The organism is Laedolimicola intestinihominis (assembly GCF_040096155.1).
GTDB lineage: Bacteria > Bacillota > Clostridia > Lachnospirales > Lachnospiraceae > Laedolimicola > Laedolimicola intestinihominis.
The window spans coordinates 1-17,523 of the sequence record NZ_JBBMFE010000020.1 but is presented as its reverse complement, the minus strand read 5'-3'; the positions used below and the strand labels follow the sequence as shown (position 1 = coordinate 17,523).

Annotated in this window: 16 protein-coding genes and 1 tRNA gene; 1 reads left to right on the top strand and 16 read right to left on the bottom strand. The window is 55.3% G+C overall.

Annotation, left to right across the window (positions count from 1 at the left end; genetic code table 11):
* The first annotated feature begins 47 nt into the window (after positions 1-47).
* Positions 48-118 (top strand) — tRNA-Trp (locus WMO29_RS15610).
* A 112-nt stretch (positions 119-230) separates the two neighbouring features.
* On the opposite strand, the gene WMO29_RS15605 is transcribed toward WMO29_RS15610, so the two are convergent.
* The 16 genes from WMO29_RS15605 to WMO29_RS15530 form a co-directional block, all read right to left on the bottom strand.
* Entirely contained in the window at positions 231-845 is a 615-nt protein-coding gene (locus tag WMO29_RS15605; protein WP_349165425.1) for a DUF4230 domain-containing protein, read from the bottom strand.
* Positions 846-938: 93 nt separating this feature from the next.
* A complete protein-coding gene (locus WMO29_RS15600; RefSeq protein ID WP_349165424.1) occupies positions 939-4,295 on the bottom strand; it encodes an ATP-binding protein in 3,357 nt (1,118 codons plus the stop codon).
* The gene (locus WMO29_RS15595) at positions 4,270-4,899 is read right to left on the bottom strand and encodes a DUF4194 domain-containing protein (RefSeq protein WP_349165423.1); all 630 of its coding nucleotides are present in this window, start codon (positions 4,897-4,899) and stop codon (positions 4,270-4,272) included. Before WMO29_RS15595 ends, WMO29_RS15600 begins: the two co-directional genes overlap by 26 nt.
* Before the next feature lie 9 nt (positions 4,900-4,908).
* Positions 4,909-6,267, bottom strand: coding sequence for a Wadjet anti-phage system protein JetA family protein (locus WMO29_RS15590; protein WP_349165421.1), 1,359 nt, complete (start codon positions 6,265-6,267; stop codon positions 4,909-4,911).
* Positions 6,268-6,298: 31 nt separating this feature from the next.
* Positions 6,299-6,838, bottom strand: coding sequence for a TetR family transcriptional regulator (locus WMO29_RS15585; protein ID WP_178039212.1), 540 nt, complete (start codon positions 6,836-6,838; stop codon positions 6,299-6,301).
* A gap of 114 nt (positions 6,839-6,952) precedes the next feature.
* The gene (locus tag WMO29_RS15580; protein WP_349165420.1) at positions 6,953-8,008 is read right to left on the bottom strand and encodes an NAD(P)H-dependent flavin oxidoreductase; all 1,056 of its coding nucleotides are present in this window, start codon (positions 8,006-8,008) and stop codon (positions 6,953-6,955) included.
* Between the two features lie 31 nt (positions 8,009-8,039).
* Positions 8,040-9,737, bottom strand: coding sequence for an acetyl-CoA carboxylase, carboxyltransferase subunit beta (gene accD / locus WMO29_RS15575; protein WP_349165419.1), 1,698 nt, complete (start codon positions 9,735-9,737; stop codon positions 8,040-8,042).
* A 61-nt stretch (positions 9,738-9,798) separates the two neighbouring features.
* A complete protein-coding gene (locus tag WMO29_RS15570; RefSeq protein ID WP_178039210.1) occupies positions 9,799-11,145 on the bottom strand; it encodes an acetyl-CoA carboxylase biotin carboxylase subunit in 1,347 nt (448 codons plus the stop codon).
* Positions 11,146-11,158: 13 nt separating this feature from the next.
* On the bottom strand, positions 11,159-11,587 hold the full coding sequence (gene fabZ / locus WMO29_RS15565) for a 3-hydroxyacyl-ACP dehydratase FabZ (protein ID WP_349165418.1): 429 nt from the start codon (positions 11,585-11,587) through the stop codon (positions 11,159-11,161).
* A gap of 1 nt (position 11,588) precedes the next feature.
* A complete protein-coding gene (gene accB / locus WMO29_RS15560) occupies positions 11,589-12,092 on the bottom strand; it encodes an acetyl-CoA carboxylase biotin carboxyl carrier protein (RefSeq protein ID WP_349165417.1) in 504 nt (167 codons plus the stop codon).
* Positions 12,093-12,105: 13 nt separating this feature from the next.
* Positions 12,106-13,344, bottom strand: a complete 1,239-nt coding sequence (gene fabF / locus WMO29_RS15555) for a beta-ketoacyl-ACP synthase II (RefSeq protein ID WP_349165416.1) — start codon at positions 13,342-13,344, stop codon at positions 12,106-12,108.
* Between the two features lie 30 nt (positions 13,345-13,374).
* Positions 13,375-14,118 carry a 3-oxoacyl-[acyl-carrier-protein] reductase gene (gene fabG, locus WMO29_RS15550; RefSeq protein ID WP_349165415.1) on the bottom strand — a complete coding sequence of 248 codons (744 nt, stop codon included), beginning with the start codon at positions 14,116-14,118 and terminating at the stop codon, positions 13,375-13,377.
* A 73-nt stretch (positions 14,119-14,191) separates the two neighbouring features.
* Entirely contained in the window at positions 14,192-15,103 is a 912-nt protein-coding gene (gene fabD / locus WMO29_RS15545) for an ACP S-malonyltransferase (protein WP_349165414.1), read from the bottom strand.
* Entirely contained in the window at positions 15,096-16,034 is a 939-nt protein-coding gene (fabK, locus tag WMO29_RS15540; RefSeq protein WP_178039204.1) for an enoyl-[acyl-carrier-protein] reductase FabK, read from the bottom strand. The genes fabD and fabK overlap by 8 nt, the downstream gene beginning before the upstream one ends.
* A gap of 72 nt (positions 16,035-16,106) precedes the next feature.
* Positions 16,107-16,331: an acyl carrier protein gene (gene acpP / locus WMO29_RS15535; RefSeq protein ID WP_349165413.1), complete on the bottom strand. Its 225-nt coding sequence runs from the start codon at positions 16,329-16,331 to the stop codon at positions 16,107-16,109.
* A gap of 35 nt (positions 16,332-16,366) precedes the next feature.
* The gene (locus tag WMO29_RS15530) at positions 16,367-17,356 is read right to left on the bottom strand and encodes a beta-ketoacyl-ACP synthase III (RefSeq protein ID WP_349165412.1); all 990 of its coding nucleotides are present in this window, start codon (positions 17,354-17,356) and stop codon (positions 16,367-16,369) included.
* Between the last annotated feature and the right edge of the window lie 167 nt (positions 17,357-17,523).

Here is a 17,523-nt window from a genome sequence, read left to right as displayed (position 1 = left end):
GACAATAGCCATCATTTCATGGTATAAATATTAAGCACGTTTGATACAGGGGATTGGTCAAATGGCATGACAGGGGTCTCCAAAACCCTTAGTGGGAGTTCGATTCTCTCATCCCCTGCTGAAAGAAGCCTGAAAGTTTGATGCTTTCGGGCTTTTCTTTTACAATAAAAGGGCTGAAATCTCTGATTTTTCTCAAAGATTCCAGCCCTTTTCCATGCATTTTCCGGCATCTACTCCGCGAACTTCACCACCAGCTCCCGCTCCCCGATGGCGCCTGCAAAGAGCCCTGTGAGGAGCTGCTTGGTCTGTGTCCTGGCTTCGGCTTTCAGGCTGTCGAAGTCGGCTTTTTCTTCTACGTCTTTCTGGGCGGCGGTCATGCCGTCCAGGACGTCTGTTTTCTTGCCCCAGTTCAGGAGGGCGGCTTTCTCATCGTAGAACTGGATGGAATCGGAATCCACCACGGTGTCCAGGATCCGGACTGCCGGAAGGGTCAGCTGCACCTCCTTGTCGGTGATCTTGATGTCCGCCTGAGACAAGTCCACGCCGGCCCGTACCTCGGCCCGGTAGGTCATGGTGAAGGACTTCTGGGTCAGTAGCGGGATGCTGCCGTCAGAGTAGTAGACCAGACCGTTATAGGTCAGCTTGGCCGTGGTCAGCTCGCTGACCATCTCCAGCTTGTCGCTGATGAAGCTGCTGGTGATCTGCGTCTCGCTCTTCGGCGCAAAGCGGTTCGCCACGAACACGACGGCTGCCGCTATCACCACAATCTCGATAAAATGCAGAATTGTCTTAAAGCCTACCCGTCTCCTAGGCCGCTCTTCCCGTTCTCTCTTCTCTCTCCTCATACCTTCCCCTTTCCTTCCGGATACCCCGGCATTTGTATTCCCATATTTTCCATCGTACAGCAGGGGCTCGATTCCCCTGTTGCAGCCTGTCTCTTATTCCTCCGTCACCAGCTCGCCAAAGTCCTTCTTTTCAAACTCCTGAATGGAAATATTCTTCTTATTCGGGTTCGCATACACGAAGGTCTTGTCCACATTTTCGATGTAGTTTTGAATCTTGTCGTTGGTGGCGCTGATGATGGCCTGGAAGCCAAGGCTTCTTATCAAGTCGATGCAACTGGCCACCTTCTCCGCATCCATCTTGGAAAAGGCCTCGTCCAGCACCACCAGACGGATGGTAGGCCGTCTGGACGCCCGTGCGGACAGATTGATGCGGTAGGCCTGGGCAAAGCTGGCCAGAAGCGCGATGTAGAGCGGGTTCTGGCCCTCGCCGCCGGAATTCTTCTTAATCATTTTGCTGAGGCCGATGACCAGGCGCTGCTCGTCGCCCTCCACGATCTGTTCCATCTCAAAAGACAGGTAGGTCCGGTAATCCGCATATTTCTCCATGTTTTTCCGGGCCTCCTCCAGCTCCGCCGCTGTGGCGTTCTCCGGCGGGATAAAGAGATCCAGAAGCTCGCTGATCATGTGGCCGTATTTATTTTCATGGCTCATGGAAAACAGGTTCATCTGGTGATCCACGGACACGGACAGGGTGGACGGATCGATGTCCAGATCCTCATCCATGAACATATCGTAAAACTCGCCGTCCCGGCCCTTGCTCCGACCGATACGGAACTGGTAACGGTCCTTGCCGAAATCCAGGTTCCGGATAATCCGGTTCAGCTCATCCCTGCGCACATAGGCCTCCCGGATGGCGCTTCGAATCTTGTAGATAAAGTCCTCTTTAAAATGCTCCACCGCAGACTTGGCCTGGGCGTTGGCTTTTTTCTTATAAGCCTCCAGCTCGCCGCACTGAAGCTTCGCCAAAAGCTTCTCGTAATCCCCATTGTCCCCGGCAGACGCGGAGAAATCCCGCTGGGGATGATTTTTCAGGTAGTCGGTCCGAACCTCCACCAGGACGCTCTTCTGCTTCTCGCAGTCCGCGATGCTTCGCTCCATGGCCGCAGCCGTCTCCTCCAGAAGCCGCGCATAACGGGGATTTTTATACTCCTGTATATAGCTCTCGAAGGCTTCCTCATCTTTTTCGGAACCACGGAGCGCGCGTTCCGCCTCCACCAGCTCCACGTTTCGGCCGGTCAGACCCGCACTGCCGCTCTCCACGGAACGCTCCTTGTCCCAGATCTGATGCTTCACCCGTTCCAGTTCGACCTTCGCGGCAGCCTGCTTCTCCAGGATCTCCGTCCGCTTCGTCTTCAGCTCTTCCACGATACCGGAATTCAGCTCCTCCATCCGATTCTTCAGCTCCTGAAGCTCCTTCTCCTTCTGCTGTTTTTCCTTCACATCATCCAGCAGGCTCCGGTATTCCTCCGTGGCGTCGGCCAGATATTCATGGGCCAGAATTTCAGATGCCAGATCTTCTGTCTTCTTAAACTGCCCGATTTTGTCAGTGAGCTTCTCAAGCTGAGCGGAAAGCTCCTTCTGCCGCTGCTGCTTACTCTTTTCGCCGATGTAGGCGAATTTCGTGTAATTATCGGGATTCAGGCGGCGCAGCTGATAGTTCTGATACAGGCGGCAGTCCGCGGTCACGCCGATGCGGCATCCGCGAAGCTCCTCGGTATTCTCGCATTTCTGCACATTTCCCAGAAGGAAATCCACGTAGGCCTTCACATAAGCCTCGCCCGCCTTCACCTCCGAAGCCAGCGCCTCAGGCTTCACATGCTGCTCCTCCTTCATCAAACGCTCCGTATCCACCACGGATACCCGCCAGTATTTCTTCGGATCCAGGGTTTCATAGATGGCCATGGCTTCCTTCACGTACTTCGGCTCCACGATCAGGGCCAGCTTGTTCCAGGCCAGGAAGCCCTCGACGGCGTTGCGCCATTTCTCATCACGAATCTCCAAAAGATCCGCCAGAATCCGCACCTGCACCCGCCTGCCAAGGCTCTCGTACAGCCGACGCTCTATTTCCGCCCGGGCAAAGGTCAGCTCCTTCGGGTAGGATGTCTTGCCGGAACGCAGCTCCGCAAGCTCGCTCTCAATAAGCTTCGCTTCCTTCCGAAGCGTCCGCATCTCAGACGCCGCCTCACGCTGCTCTCCGTCCGCCTCCTCATGTACCTCGGCCAGGGATTTTTTCAGCCGCGTGATCTCCTCCGCCGTAATTCTGCCGGTCCGGAACTTCTCAATGTCGTTCAGGGCCTGATTGGAGACGCTTTCCACATCCTCCCAGGCCTCCAGCTTCACGGCCAGAGCCGTCCATTTCTCCTCGCTGCGGCCCAGACGTGCATAGGCTTCCTCCAGATTGCGCAGCTTCTCTTCCAGCAGCGCGTAGCCTGTATCGGTCAGCTGTATGTTGATCTCGTGGTACTGCTGCTCCAGATCGGCTGCCAGCGCCTCATTTTCCTGTTCTTTTTCCTTCAGAAGCGCCAGATCTGACTGCCAGAGTCCCAGCTGCTCCTGGGTTTTGCGAATTTCTTCCCGAAGCTGCAGCACCTTAAGCTTCTCCTGCCGGTAATGAAGCCCTGCCAGCTCCTCCTGAGCGCCGGAAAAGGCCTGATACTGCTCCCCGATCCGGTTCAGCTCCTCAATCTCCCGCATGGCAGCCTCGATTTTCCGGCACATGCGGCCATAGAGCTGCACGCTCTCCTGCATATCTTCAATGTGGATGTCCTGCTCCATGCAGATATATTCTTTTACAAAATCTTCCAGCCTTATGTTCATACGGAAGGGAATGGCCCGCTTAAACAGCCGCGGAAATTTCTCCATATCCAGGCCGCCCAGATAGACGTCGTAGAGATTCCGGCGGAAACGCTCGTTGTTGGAGGTGTAAAAATATTCCTCTCGGGTGAAATGCTTTTGCAGATATTCCCGCACCTCACCGGTGGTCATGGTCCGCTCCCGGGTCCGGTAGTCTCCCGAAATCATGCCGCCCTTATGCCAGAAAAACAGACGACCGATTTCGTTTGTAGAAGTGTCCACGTCGAATACCACGCCGATACACTCCTTCTCCTTTGTGGCGCTCTGCTCCATTTCCAGTACGATGGTGGATGAAAAGTTCTTATTTCTCCGATAGGAAATCTGGTTATTCTCCCCGATGTTGATCATACCCCGAAGGTACTCGATCAGGCTTCGGTCGGAATCGTCCGCCGCCGCCTTGTTGAAGAAGCCGCGGCCATCAGTGTTGGCATACAGAACGATCTGCATGGCGTCAATCACCGTGGACTTGCCGCTGCCGGAATGACCGGTGAAAAAGTTGATGCTCTCGTTGAGGCTTAAGACCTTCCGGTCAATATAATGCCAGTTATTGAGCCCTATCTTGGTAAATATTTTATAAGCCTGTGTCTGCTGCTCCATCTTCCGACTCCTCTTCCGTTTCCTCAAATGTCTTTACCAGCTCGCCCGCGTCCTCCCGAAGAAGCGCCAGATTGACGCTTGGGTAAATCAGGATTCTGCAGGCCTCGCCCATCTCCTCCAGGCCGTCCAGCAATTCCACCATCTGGTATTTTTTCAGTGCCGCAAAGGCCCGCTTCTGCTCGGTAATCGAAGGCAGACCCCGCACCAGACGGAATTCGCCGAGCTTTCCGTTCAGCTCGCCCACGGTCGTGAAGGCCTGGGTGCTGCTGGATACCGCCGCCATCTTTTCATCGTAAATCAGCTTCAGAAGCAAAAGATACAGGGTCGTCAGCTTCGTCAGACGCTCGCCCGCGCCCTCCGCGCCCCGGATATAAATGATGCCCAGCTCGTAATTCTGTCGGATGGTAATACCGGCCACGGCAAAGTATTCGGTCAGAAATTCCAGATGGTCGGCGCAGAATTCATATTCCCGATCCGAGGCCATCCGGCCGCTTTTTTTATCATATTTCCGTTCCAGCAGGAAGGTCTGGGATAAGAGCTTCCGAATCACTGCCTGCACGGTTTCCTGTTCTATAGTGTTCCATTCCTGGTATTGTTCTAACATATGGTTTTCCTAATCCTCTTTTTCTATATCGGTTTTTTCCTGTCTCGGGAAAAAAGCCATCCTGGGGTACCGGTACTCGCCGTTTTCCAGCTGTTCCTCCTGCACGACTACCCGATAAGGGCTGCTGCGCCGCACAGAAAGGTCGTAGGCCAGAATCAGCTTCTCGAAATCCTCGTCGTTCTGAAGCGTAATCCGGTCGGTCTCCAGTACACCATCCTCCATATGGGAGCCGATGAAATCCTCGATCTCCTTCCTCGTAAAGCGATGGCGAATCTGATTCATCCGCAGAATATCCTCCCGGGACATTTCCTTTGGCTTCTCCTCCCCGGTCAGTTCATCCTCAAAGCGTCTGCGCCGCCGCTGCCGGTACAGGGGCTGCTCGTTCAGCACGGAGAATCCGGTGAGCTGCATACGCTCTGCCACCTGCGCCAGCTTCTCCGCCTGCTCCTCCGGCTCCCGGTCGGCGCCCAGATGGTTCAGAAGCTGCACCAGCAGGCCGTGACGCTCAGTCTCATCGCTTAAGAGATAATTCAGACGGCTGACTGTGGCTCGGATGTATTTGCTGTGCTCCCGGTCCATATTGGCGATGCGATGCTCGATGTCGTCAAAGCCGCGCTCGATCTGATCCACCAGATCCAGCATTTCCGTCTCCTGCTCCGGGGCGATCTCCGGCTCCTCCCGCATACTTCGCAGGCATCGCTTGATATCCATCTTGTAAATATAGAAATTGTCGCTGGTCTTTAAGATGTGGTATTTCTGCTGGACAGCGGTCTCTACGAAGCCATCCAGATGCTCCTTCAACAGATTTTTATAATTCTTCTGCTCCAGCAGACGCTCGAAAAACTTGTCCATGTTGTGCAGCATATCCTGCAGGGCCTTGTTCAGCTTCTTCGTGTTGACCAGGGCCGTTTTCAGCATGGACAGATTTTTACGCCGGTCATTTTTAAAGGAAAAGAGCGTGGCGTACACGTTCTGGATGTAAACCTGCGTCTCCTCCATCTGCTCATTGACCAGACGGTCGAAGGAGTCGATCATAATCGCCGCGTAATCGGGGATTACGATATTGACCGTCATCGCGGTGTAATCCTCCACCCGGCGCAGCCATTTATGGCGCAGAAGCCAGCCAAGGATACGACCCGGAAGGGCGCTGTGCTCCTCCTCGTCGGTCTCGTCCTCCTCCCGCTCAAAGCTCCAGGCGGATTCCCGGCACATGTCCGTCAGAATCTGCACACAGGCCTCCCTGCTCAGGAAATAATTGTTATACTGATATTCGTCATTGATGGCCAGCAGGGCCTCGATGTACACGTCCCGGTTACCCGAGCGGAACAGACTCCAGAATTCTGCCGGTATCTCATATAAAAACTGCACTTCGTTCTCCTTTTATGGTCGGTTTTAATTGTTATTGTGAACGCAGTGAACAATAACTCGTAATCTGATCCGCGATCATTTCCGCAGGCTCCCGCTTTCCGTTTTTTTCCCACTGAATAAACACATTCAGCAATGCCCCGCCATAGAAATAGAGTTCGTAGACCGGGATTTTATAATGGGGCATGATGCGCTTCATCATGTAATCGTTCATGGCGTCCTGGATGATGTAGAGAAGCTTCGCGTCCACCAGCTTCAGGATGAATACCGAGTACCGGTCGAAATATTTGAGTGCGTGGATAATGCTGCTACGGTCATGGAAGCGTCCCACCTGCTCCTCCCTGCATTCGCGGATATAGCCCGCCACGATCTCGTGAAAGAAATCCGTCAGCGCGTCCTCCTTCGTCTCATAATAATGATAAAAGGTCACCCGGGACACGCCAGCCCGCTTTACGATGTCCGACACCTTGATTTTCTCATATTCCTTCTTGTCCATCAGGGCGAAAACCGCCTCGCCGATGCACATGCGGGTGAAACGGGTTCTTTTATTGTGATTTTGGGAAAATAAATTCAAAATAAGTTCTCCTTACGGATATTTCATAACAAAAATAACACCTGTACGAGCAGAGTATTTCTGCACATACAGATGTTATTATAGCACAGTTTTCACTGTTCGAAAAGCCATCAGTTACACCAGGTCATCTATGACCTCCTGCACCGTCTCCATTCGTTCTGCCTTCCAGGCGTCTGCCCCGCAGAACAAAAGCCCGTTCTCTGCATCGCCCTTCACGGCCTGAATCAGCGCTTCGGTAATACAGTAGGGAATTTCCGCCGGCTTACAGCCTTTGATGCAGCCACGGCAGCGCTTTGGCGGAAATTTTTCCCCGCCCATAACACGCTCGGCAAGGGAATTGCGGATGGCCCGGCCCGGCATGCCTACCGGACTTTTTACGAGCATCACATCCTCTTTCCGTGCTTTGATATAAGCCTGCTTATAACGCTCATCCGCGTCACATTCCTCCGTGGTCACAAAACGGCTTGCCACCTGAATAGCGTCCACGCCCAGAGCAAACGCCTCGTCCGCTTTCTCCCGACTGCTGATGCCGCCGCCCAGCACCACCGGAATTTTTCCGGAAAATTTTTCCTCGTATTCCTGTACCTTCGCGATGATTCTTTTTACTTCTTCCCGGTAAGTCACTGCGTCAAAGAAAGAAAGCTGCTCCCCGGTAAAACCCAGGTGTCCTCCGGCCTTTGGCCCCTCGATGACCAGAAAATCCGGCACCCGGTTCCATTTTTTTGCCCAGTACTTCAGAATCACGGCAGCAGACTTCTCCGTGGAGACAATAGGCGCCAGCTTCACATCGCTTCCGGCTGCATAGCCGGGTAAATCCACGGGAAGCCCCGCGCCGGATACGATAAAATCCGCTCCTCCCTTCACAGCCTGCCTTACATAATCTGCGTAGTGCTGCATGGCCACCATAATATTAAAGCCTACCACGCCACCCTTTGCAATTCTCCGGGCTTTATTCAATTCCTTATCCATGGCCCGCAGATTGGCTTCCAACGTGCGGGTGTCAAAATCCGGTTCCCGAAAACCGATCTGGGCTGCCGAGATGGCTCCCGCGCCGCCTGCCGCTGCCACTGCGCCCGCCAGGCCGCCGAGACTCACCCCGACGCCCATGCCGCCCTGAAAAATGGGTCTTCGAAGCGTCAAATCTCCGATTTTTAATTCTTTCTGCTTCATATCCTCTCTCTGCAACGTTTCATCCACGTTTTTACTCTTTCTCAGTGGTTCCTATCTGACGGAATCGGTGATAGCGCTGTTCTGCCAGCTCCCGGCCACTCATTTCTCCATATTTATTCAGGAACTCTTCGACTGCTCTCTCAAGAAACGCAGTCACCTGGTACAGATTTTCCTCTGTAAAATGCTCCGGCTCCGGAAATACACGCTCCACCATGCCTGAAGCCTTTAGCTCCGCCGCCGTGAGGCGCATACATTCTGCCGCGTGCTTTGCCCTCTTGCTGTCCTTCCAGAGAATGCTGGCAAAGCCCTCCGGCGAAAGTATGGAATATACAGAATTTTCCAGCATCCACACTTCATTTCCCACTGCCAGGGCCAGCGCGCCGCCGCTGCCGCCCTCTCCGATGATGACGCTAAGAACCGGCACCTTCAGAGCGGACATTTCGTAGATATTGCGGGCGATGGCCTCTCCCTGGCCACGTTCCTCCGCCTCCACACCGCAGGCCGCGCCCGGGGTGTCCACGAAGCAGATCACGGGACGTCCGAATTTCTCCGCCTGATGCATCAGCCGCAGAGCCTTGCGGTAGCCGTCCGGGGAACACATGCCGAAGTTCTGATCCTTTTCCTGGGAAATGACTGTGACCGGGCGGCCCAGGAAGGTGGCGATACCGCCAAGGACCGCGCGGTCGTCCGCAAAAAGGCGGTCGCCGTGAAGCTCATAGAAATCCTCAAACAGGGCTGCGATATAGGCGTGACCGCGGGGCCGCTTTTTATCGCGGGAGAGCTGGACGCGCTCCCAGGCTGTTTTATCTGAACCGGTCCTTTGCAGCTGTCTGCCAACTGCTTTCTGTGGCTGCTGCGCTTCTGCTATCGCCCTGCCCTTACCCGGCGCCCGATGCACCCGCAGAATATCGCTCAGGGTCTGTTTCAGCTCGCCCCGTTCTACGATCCGATCGATAAAGCCATGCTCCAGCAGAAACTCTGCCCGTTGAAAGCCCTTCGGCAGCTTCTGCCCGGTGGTCTGCTCAATAACCCTGGGTCCTGCGAATCCGATCAGCGCGCCCGGCTCTGCCAGAATGATATCGCCCTCCATGGCGAAGCTGGCAGTGACGCCGCCGGTGGTCGGATCAGTCAGCACCGTGATATAGAGTAAGCCTGCGTCGGAATGGCGTTTGAGCGCTGCGCTGGTCTTGGCCATCTGCATCAGGGAAAAGATGCCCTCCTGCATTCTGGCCCCGCCGGAACAGGTAAAGAGAATCAGCGGCAGGCGTTCCCTTGTGGCCCGTTCCGCTGCCCGGGTGATTTTCTCTCCCACAGCCTCGCCCATGCTGGCCATAAGGAAGCGTCCGTCCATGACGCCAAGCACCGTCTCCTGTCCGCCGACGCGGCATTTCCCGGTAACAACAGCCTCCCGAAGACCTGTCTTCAGACGGGTGGCTGCCAGTTTTTCCTCATAACCCGGGTAATCCAGCGGATTTCCGCCTGTCAAATCCTGATCCCACTCCTCAAAGCTTCCCTCGTCGGCCACCCGGCGGACGCGCTCCCGGGCATGGACGCGGAAATATCCCTTACATCTGGGACATATATAATAATTTTTCTTCACATCCTCGGTCACGATAGCGCCGCCGCACATATTACATTTGGACAGAAGTCCTTCGGGGACCTCGGGACGGCGGGTGCTGCCACCGAGGATTCTTTTATTCGTTTTCTTAAATACATGATCCAGATTCATATGTCTATCCTCTATCTTCATCCAATTCCGGCTGCAATATTTGATATCCGGTCCGACAATTTCAGATTACCTGCTGTCTGTCATTGATAAACTCAATATCCACATTACCCTTCCGAAAATCTTCATCCTCCAGAATTCCATACTGGTAATTCACATTTGTGTCTACGCCCTCGATAATCACCTCACCCAGAGCGCTCTCCATCTTCCGGATAGCTTCGCTTCTGGTTCTGGCCCAGACACTGATTTTCGCAATCATGGAATCGTAGTAAGGCGGTATCGTATACCCGCTGTAAATAGCGGAGTCAATACGAATGCCCTTGCCGCCCGGCAGATGAAGTCCTGTCACCGTACCCGGACAGGGCCGGAAATTCTCCTCCGGCTTCTCCGCGTTGATGCGGACCTCGATGGCGTGGCCACGGATCTGAACCTGTTCCTGGGTGATCCCAAGCTTCTTTCCGGATGCAATGCGGATCTGCTCCTTGATCAGGTCAATGCCCGTAATCCATTCCGTTACCGGATGCTCCACCTGAATTCTGGTATTCATTTCCATGAAATAGTAGTTTCCATTCTTTTCCAGCAGAAATTCAATGGTTCCGGCGTTCACATAGCCTGCCGCCTTTGCCGCGCGCACTGCCGTCTCACCCATTTCCCGGCGTTGTTCCTCTGAAAGAGCCGGGCTTGGTGCTTCCTCAATCATCTTCTGGTGGTTTCGCTGGATGGAGCAGTCCCGTTCTCCCAGGTGAATCACATTGCCGAAGCTGTCGGCCAGAATCTGAAATTCGATGTGTCTCGGATGGGTGATAAAATGCTCAATGTACATGGAATCGTCGCCGAAGGCCTGCTTTGCCTCAGCCTGCGCCAGGCGGAAATTCTGCTCAAATTCATCGGCGTTCTCCGCCACGCGCATACCCTTTCCGCCGCCTCCCAGAGCCGCCTTGATCATGACCGGATAACCGATGCGTCCCGCTTCCTCCGCGCCCTTTTTCGGATCGTAAACGGCCTCCTTGGTACCGGGAATTACCGGCACGCCTGCAGCCACCATGGTATTGCGGGCCTCCTGCTTATTGCCCAACTTCGCAATGACGTCTGAACCGGGACCGATAAAAATGATGCCGCATTTCTCGCAAAGCTCCGCGAACTTACTGTTCTCCGACAGCAGCCCGAAGCCCGGATGAATGGCGTCTGCGCCTGAAATAATCGTGGCGCTGATTATTTTCTCCATGGAGAGATAGCTGTCGCCTAAGGCCGCCGGACCGATGCAGACTGCTTCGTCCGCCAGCTTGGCGTGCAGGGCTTCCCGGTCGGCCTCGGAATAGACCGCCACCGTCTCGATTCCCATTTCCCTGCAGGCCCGGATGATGCGCACCGCGATTTCGCCGCGGTTGGCTACCAGAACTTTTCTAATCATAAAAAACTCCTATTTACCCAATCATAAAGGTCAGCTCCGCGCGCACGACTACCCTTCCGTCCACACTGGCAATGGCCTCGCCCACGCCCACCGGCCCTTTCCGTTTGATAATTCTTGTCTCCAGCCGCAGCTTGTCGCCGGGCACTACCTTCCCTTTGAATTTGCATTTATCAATGGCTCCAAAGTACGCGGTCTTTCCCCGGTTTTCCGGCAGGGACAAAATCGCCACCGCACCCACCTGGGCCAGGGCCTCCACGGTCAGCACGCCCGGCATCACCGGCTCCTGGGGGAAATGTCCTGCAAAGAAATCCTCCCGGTAGCTGACGCATTTATAACCAACGGCAAACTCTCCGGGCTCGTAATCCTCGATGTAATCCACCAGCAGAAATGGGTGGCGGTGGGGAATGATTTCTTTTATCTGATTGATATCCAGATGCTTCATACTACGCCTCCTCAATCACAAACAGCGGCTGGCCGTACTCCACGGCCTCTGCGTTTTCTGCGCAGACCTCCCGGACGACACCGTCACAGTCGCTGGTAATCTCGTTCATCAGCTTCATGGCTTCCACGATGCCCACAACCTGACCCTTTTTTACCGAATCGCCCGCCTTTACGAAGGGATCCGCGTCCTCGGACGGGGCGGTATAGAATACACCCACCAGAGGGGAGGTAATCGTTTTGCCGGGCTTCTGTGTGTCGGGTACCTGGCTCACGGTATCTAGCTCTGCCGCTGTTCCTGCTGCGCGGACAGCTGAACCTTCCGTTGTCAGACCCACCTTTGCGCCTGTTAAAAGCTGCTCTGCGCTTAAGGCTGAGGACCCGTTGACCCGGATCTTCTGCTTCTTCTTTTCCAGCTTTATCTTCGTCCCGTTCTGCTCGTAGACAAAGCTGTCCAGACTGGAGGCGGAAACACTGTCAATTAGCTTTAAGATATTTTCAAATTCCATATTCCATATCCTCCTACGCTTCATATTTCTTCAGAAGCAGGCTGGCGTTGTGTCCGCCAAAGCCCAGGGAATTGGTAAGCGCGTAGCGTACCTCTTTTTCCACCGGCGCGCCGATGGCGTAATTCAGGTCGCACTCCTCATCCGTTTCCCGGGTTCCCACCGTCTGGTGAATATAATTTTCCTCCACCGCTTTCGCGCAGACTACAAACTCCACGCCGCCTGCCGCGCCCAACAGGTGGCCAATCATGGACTTGGTGGAATTGATAACCACGTCCTTTGCCGCTTCACCGAAGGCTGCCTTGATGGCCCGGGTCTCGTAAAGGTCATTGTGATGAGTGGCCGTTCCGTGGGCGTTGATATAATCCACCTCTGACGGCCGGACGCCGCCCTCTTTTATGGCCAGCTCCATGGCTTTGGCCGCGCCGCTTCCGTCCTCACTGGGGGATGTGATGTGGAAGGCGTCTCCGGTGGCCCCATAGCCCACCAGCTCCGCATAGATCCGCGCGCCCCGCGCAAGTGCATGCTGAAGCTCCTCCAGTACCACCACGCCTGCGCCCTCGCCCAGTACAAAACCGCTCCGGTCTTTGTCAAAGGGAATGGACGCCCGGGCCGGGTCTGTCTCTTCTGTCAGAGCCGTCAGCGCCTGGAAGCCTGCCACGCCGGTGGGGCAGATACAGCTCTCCGCACCGCCTGCCAGCATGATATCCGCGTCATCGTACTGGATAGCCCGGAACGCGTCGCCGATGCAGTGGGTTCCGGACGCGCAGGCTGTCACCACATTGGTGCATTTTCCGCGCAGTCCCAGCTGGATGGAGATATTGCCTGCTGCCATATTGGAAATCATTTTCGGCACCATCAGGGGCGCTACCCGCTTTACATTCCCCTTCAGGATTTTTGCGTACTCGCTCTCCACTGTCTCCAGGGAGCCGATGCCTGAGCCTACGATGACGCCTGCCCGGAAGGGATCCTCCTCTTCCAGATGCAGATCCGCGTCTGCAAAGGCCTCTTTGGCCGCTGCCACCGCATACTGGGAAAAACGTTCCATGCGCTTTGCTGCCTTGGGATCCATACGCTCCGCCGCATCGAAATCCCTGACCTCCGCCGCCAGCTTTACCTTAAAGCTTTCTGTATCAAAACGGGTAATCTCACCGATTCCTACCCGGCCCTCCCGGATTCCCTGCCAGAATTCCGGTACGGTATTGCCGATGGGGGTCACTGCGCCCAGTCCCGTTACAACCACTCGTCTTTTCATTTATTTCTAAGCTCCTCTAATTCGCCTGTGTTACATTACCATGCCGCCGTCTACGTTCAGTACCTGTCCGGTGATATATGCCGCGTCGTCGGAAGCCAGGAAGGCCGCCGCTTTCGCCACATGCTCCGGTTTTCCAAAATGTCCCAGCGGAATCTGGGCACTCATCTGCTCTCTGATTTTCTCACTGAGCTTGCCCGTCATGTCTGTCTCGATAAAGCCCGGCGCAATGGCGTTGACCGTAATGCCGCGGGCTGCCAGCTCCTTCGCCGCCGTCTTTGTCATGCCGATGACGCCTGCTTTGGAAGCCGCGTAGTTGGTCTGACCTGCATTTCCGACGATGCCGACTACCGAGGCCAGATTGATGATGCGGCCCGCCCGCTGCTTCAGCATCTGCCGGGACACAAAACGCATGGTATGAAAGGTTCCCTTCAGGTTCGTGTCCAGGACTGCGTCGAATTCCGCCTCGGACATTTTCATCAACAGATTATCCCGGGTAATGCCCGCGTTGTTGACCAGAATGTCGATCCGCTTGTATTGTTCCAGTACGCCGTTTACCATCTGTTCACAGGCTGCGTAATCAGCCACATTGCATTGCCAGGCTGCCGCTTTGCCGCCTGCCGCCTCGATGGCCTGCACCGTTTCGGCTGCCGCCGCTTCGGAGCCGTTGTAATTGACGATGACAAAGGCCCCCTTTGCCGCCAGCTCTATGGCGATGGCCCGGCCAATGCCCCGGGACGCGCCTGTTACCAGGGTGATTTTTCCGTCTAAACTCATTCTTTTATCTCTTTCCTGTCCCAGCTTTCCTTTTTCGAAAACTGCCTTCTTTAAAATCTGCTTTTTCCTCTTTTTACTGTACCAGACTCTCCATATCTTCCCATGCTGCCACATGATAAACCTTCACGCCCGGGTTGATTTTCTTCAGAAATCCGGCAAGCGTCCGACCCGGCCCGATTTCCACAAAGGTATCCGCGCCGTCCGCGATCATAGCCTCCACGCTCTGCTGCCAGCGCACCGGAGAGGATACGCCCTTCGCCAGAAGCGGAGCGATTTCCGCTTTATCCGTAACCTTTGCCGCCGTCACATTGGCGTAGTAAGGTACGTCTAACTCATGGAATTCTACTTTAGCAAGCTCCTCTGACAGCTTCTCTCCCGCGCTTTCCAGGAGTGGGGAATGGAACGGTCCGCTGACCTTCAAGGGAACCACACGTCTGGCCCCTGCAGCCTTCAGCTTTTCTGCTGCCGTCTCTACCGCCGCCGTTCTTCCGGTAATCACAAGCTGACCCGGACAGTTATAATTGGCGATGGTCACGCCATCGACGCCGGAAAGCACCGTCTCGATCACTGCCGTCTCCATTCCCAGCACCGCGCACATGGCTCCCTCACCTGCCGGGATCGTATTCTGCATGAGCAATCCCCGCTTCCGCACCAGACGGATGGCGTCCGGTGGACTCATGCCGCCTGCCGCCGCGATGGCCGCGTACTCGCCAAGGCTTAAGCCCGCCGTCATATCCGGTCTGAAGCCACGCTTTCGAAGCTCTGCCGCCATGGCCAGACAGGCCGTCACCAGACAGGGCTGGGTGTATTCCGTCAGGTGGATCTGCTCATTTTCCTCAAAGCAGGTATCCTTAAGGTTGAAATCCAATGCCGCGTCCGCCTCGTCAAAAAGCTGCCGCGCCAGGGTACTATTTTCGTAAAAATCCTTTGCCATGCCCACCTTCTGGGCTCCCTGTCCCGGGAACATCCACACGGTTTTACTCATACTTTGCCGCTCCCTTTAAGACCTTTTCCGTCTCTGCCATAACGTTTTCCACGACTTCCTTACAGGGAAGCTCATCCTTCACCAGTCCTGCTATCTGGCCTGACATAACACTGCCGTTTTTCACATCGCCCTCCACGACAGCCTTTCGAAGGCCGCCCAGGGTCAGATATTCCAATTCCTCTGCTGTGGCTCCCGCCGCTTCCATTTCCAGATACTTCTTTGTCATTTCATTGCGAAGCGCCCGGACCGGATGACCGGTGGTCCGGCCTGTAACGCGGGTGTCGATATCCCGGGCTTTCAGCACCTTCTCCTTATAATTCGGATGCACCTGGCACTCGGTGGTGGCCACAAATCGGGTGCCCATCTGCACGCCCTCCGCACCCAGCATCAGGGCCGCCGCCACGCCTCTGCCGTCGGCGATGCCGCCTGCGGCGATAACCGGAATCTCTACCGCGTCCACCACCTGGGGCACCAGCGCCATGGTGGTACTCTCGCCCACATGCCCGCCGGACTCGCAGCCCTCGGCCACTACCGCGTCTGCGCCGCAGCGCTCCATGCGCTTTGCCAGGGCCACGGAGGCAACCACCGGAATTACCCTGATGCCTTTGGATTTCCACAGATCCATGTATTTTTCCGGGTTGCCCGCACCGGTGGTGACTACAGCCACGCCCTCCTCGGCAATGACCTGCGCCACCTGGTCCGCGTAGGGACTCATCAGCATCACATTGACGCCAAAGGGCTTATCCGTACACTTCTTTGTCTCCCGAATCTGCTCCCGCACCCATTCCGCCGGAGCGTTGGCCGCGCCGATAATGCCAAGGCCGCCGGCTTCCGATACGGCTGCCGCCAGATGATACTCGGCCACCCAGGCCATGCCGCCCTGGATAATCGGATACCGGATTCCCAGTAAATCTGTAATTCTTGTCTGCATATGTTCTGCCTTTCCTTTGTTTTCCGCCGCATGCCACATCCGTTTTTCCGGGCTGCTTCACGAAACGAACTTTTATTTATGGTTCTCAATATAAGTGATGACGTCCTGTACTGTCTCCAGCTGTTCCAGATCCTCAGACGGGATTTCCATATCGAACTCTTCCTCCAGCGCCATAACCATCTCAAACAGGTCCAGGGAATCGGCCTTTAAATCCTCTTTGAAGGACGCTTCCAGCGTTACGCACTCTTCCTCTACATTCAGGTTCTCTGCTACAATTTTCTTAATCTGCTCAAACATTTTCATTTTCTCCTTTTGTTTTAAAAATTTGTTTTTTAATCCCGGTTCCACTCCGTCACCGCCGCTCCCCAGATCAGTCCGCCGCCGAACCCTGCCAGCACGATTTTCTGTCCCTTTTTCAGCTGTCCGCTCCGGTTCAGCTCATCCAGCAGGATGGGGATGGAAGCGGATGAGGTGTTGCCGTAATGCTGCAGGTTCATGGGGAACTTTTCACCCGGTTCCTCCAGGCGTCTTGCCACGGCCTCCACGATGCGGCGGTTGGCCTGGTGCAGTATATACCGGGAAATGGCTTCTTTGTGAATACTATTTTTTTCCAGCACTTCCTCGATAACCTGCGGAACCCTCCGGACCGCGAATTTGAACACGGCCTGCCCATCCATTTCCATAAAATAGCTGCCTGCCGGTTCGCTGTTTCTTTCGCCCGCCGAACGAAACGGGCTGCTGCCATACCTGCTTTGCAGTGTCAATGCTTCGCCTGACGCGCCGTCAGCGTAAGTCGCCGGAAGAAAAGGGGTTCCCGCCTCTGCGCTCACCGCCACGGCTCCCGCCCCGTCTCCAAAGAGGATGCAGGTGCTCCGATCCTGCCAGTCTGTCAGCTTGGACAGGCACTCGCTTCCGATGATCAGGGCCTTTTTTACAAAGCCCGCCGCCATGTAAGCATTTACAGTATTCCATGCCACCACAAAGCCGCTGCAGGCTGCGCTCAGGTCAAAGCACTGGGCTTTTTTTGCCCCGATGGCTGCCTGCACCTCGCAGGCCGTACAGGGCATGACGCGGGTCGGCGAGATGGTAGATACCAGAATCATATCCAGCTCCTCCGCATCCATTCCGGCGTTCTGAAGCGCCCGCCGGGCCGCCTCTGCTGCCAGGTCCACGCAGGTCTCCTCTGTTGCGATATGCCGTTCCTCAATTCCGGTCCGTTCCCGAATCCACCCGTCGCTGGTCTCCACCAGCCCGGCGATATCATCGTTGGTCACGACCTTCCCCGGCACACAGGAGCCGGTGCCTTTGATAACTCCAATCATGGCGTCTTTCGTTCCTTTTGCTTTCTGTTTTTAGTGTCTTGTAATTCAACAAAGGGGATTGTAGCAGATGGGATGGGGGTGTGGACTTTACAAAAATGGGGAAAGTGTAAGAATAAGGACGATAGACGGACGAAAACGACGTGGGGGGGGGGGGGGGGGGGTTATTA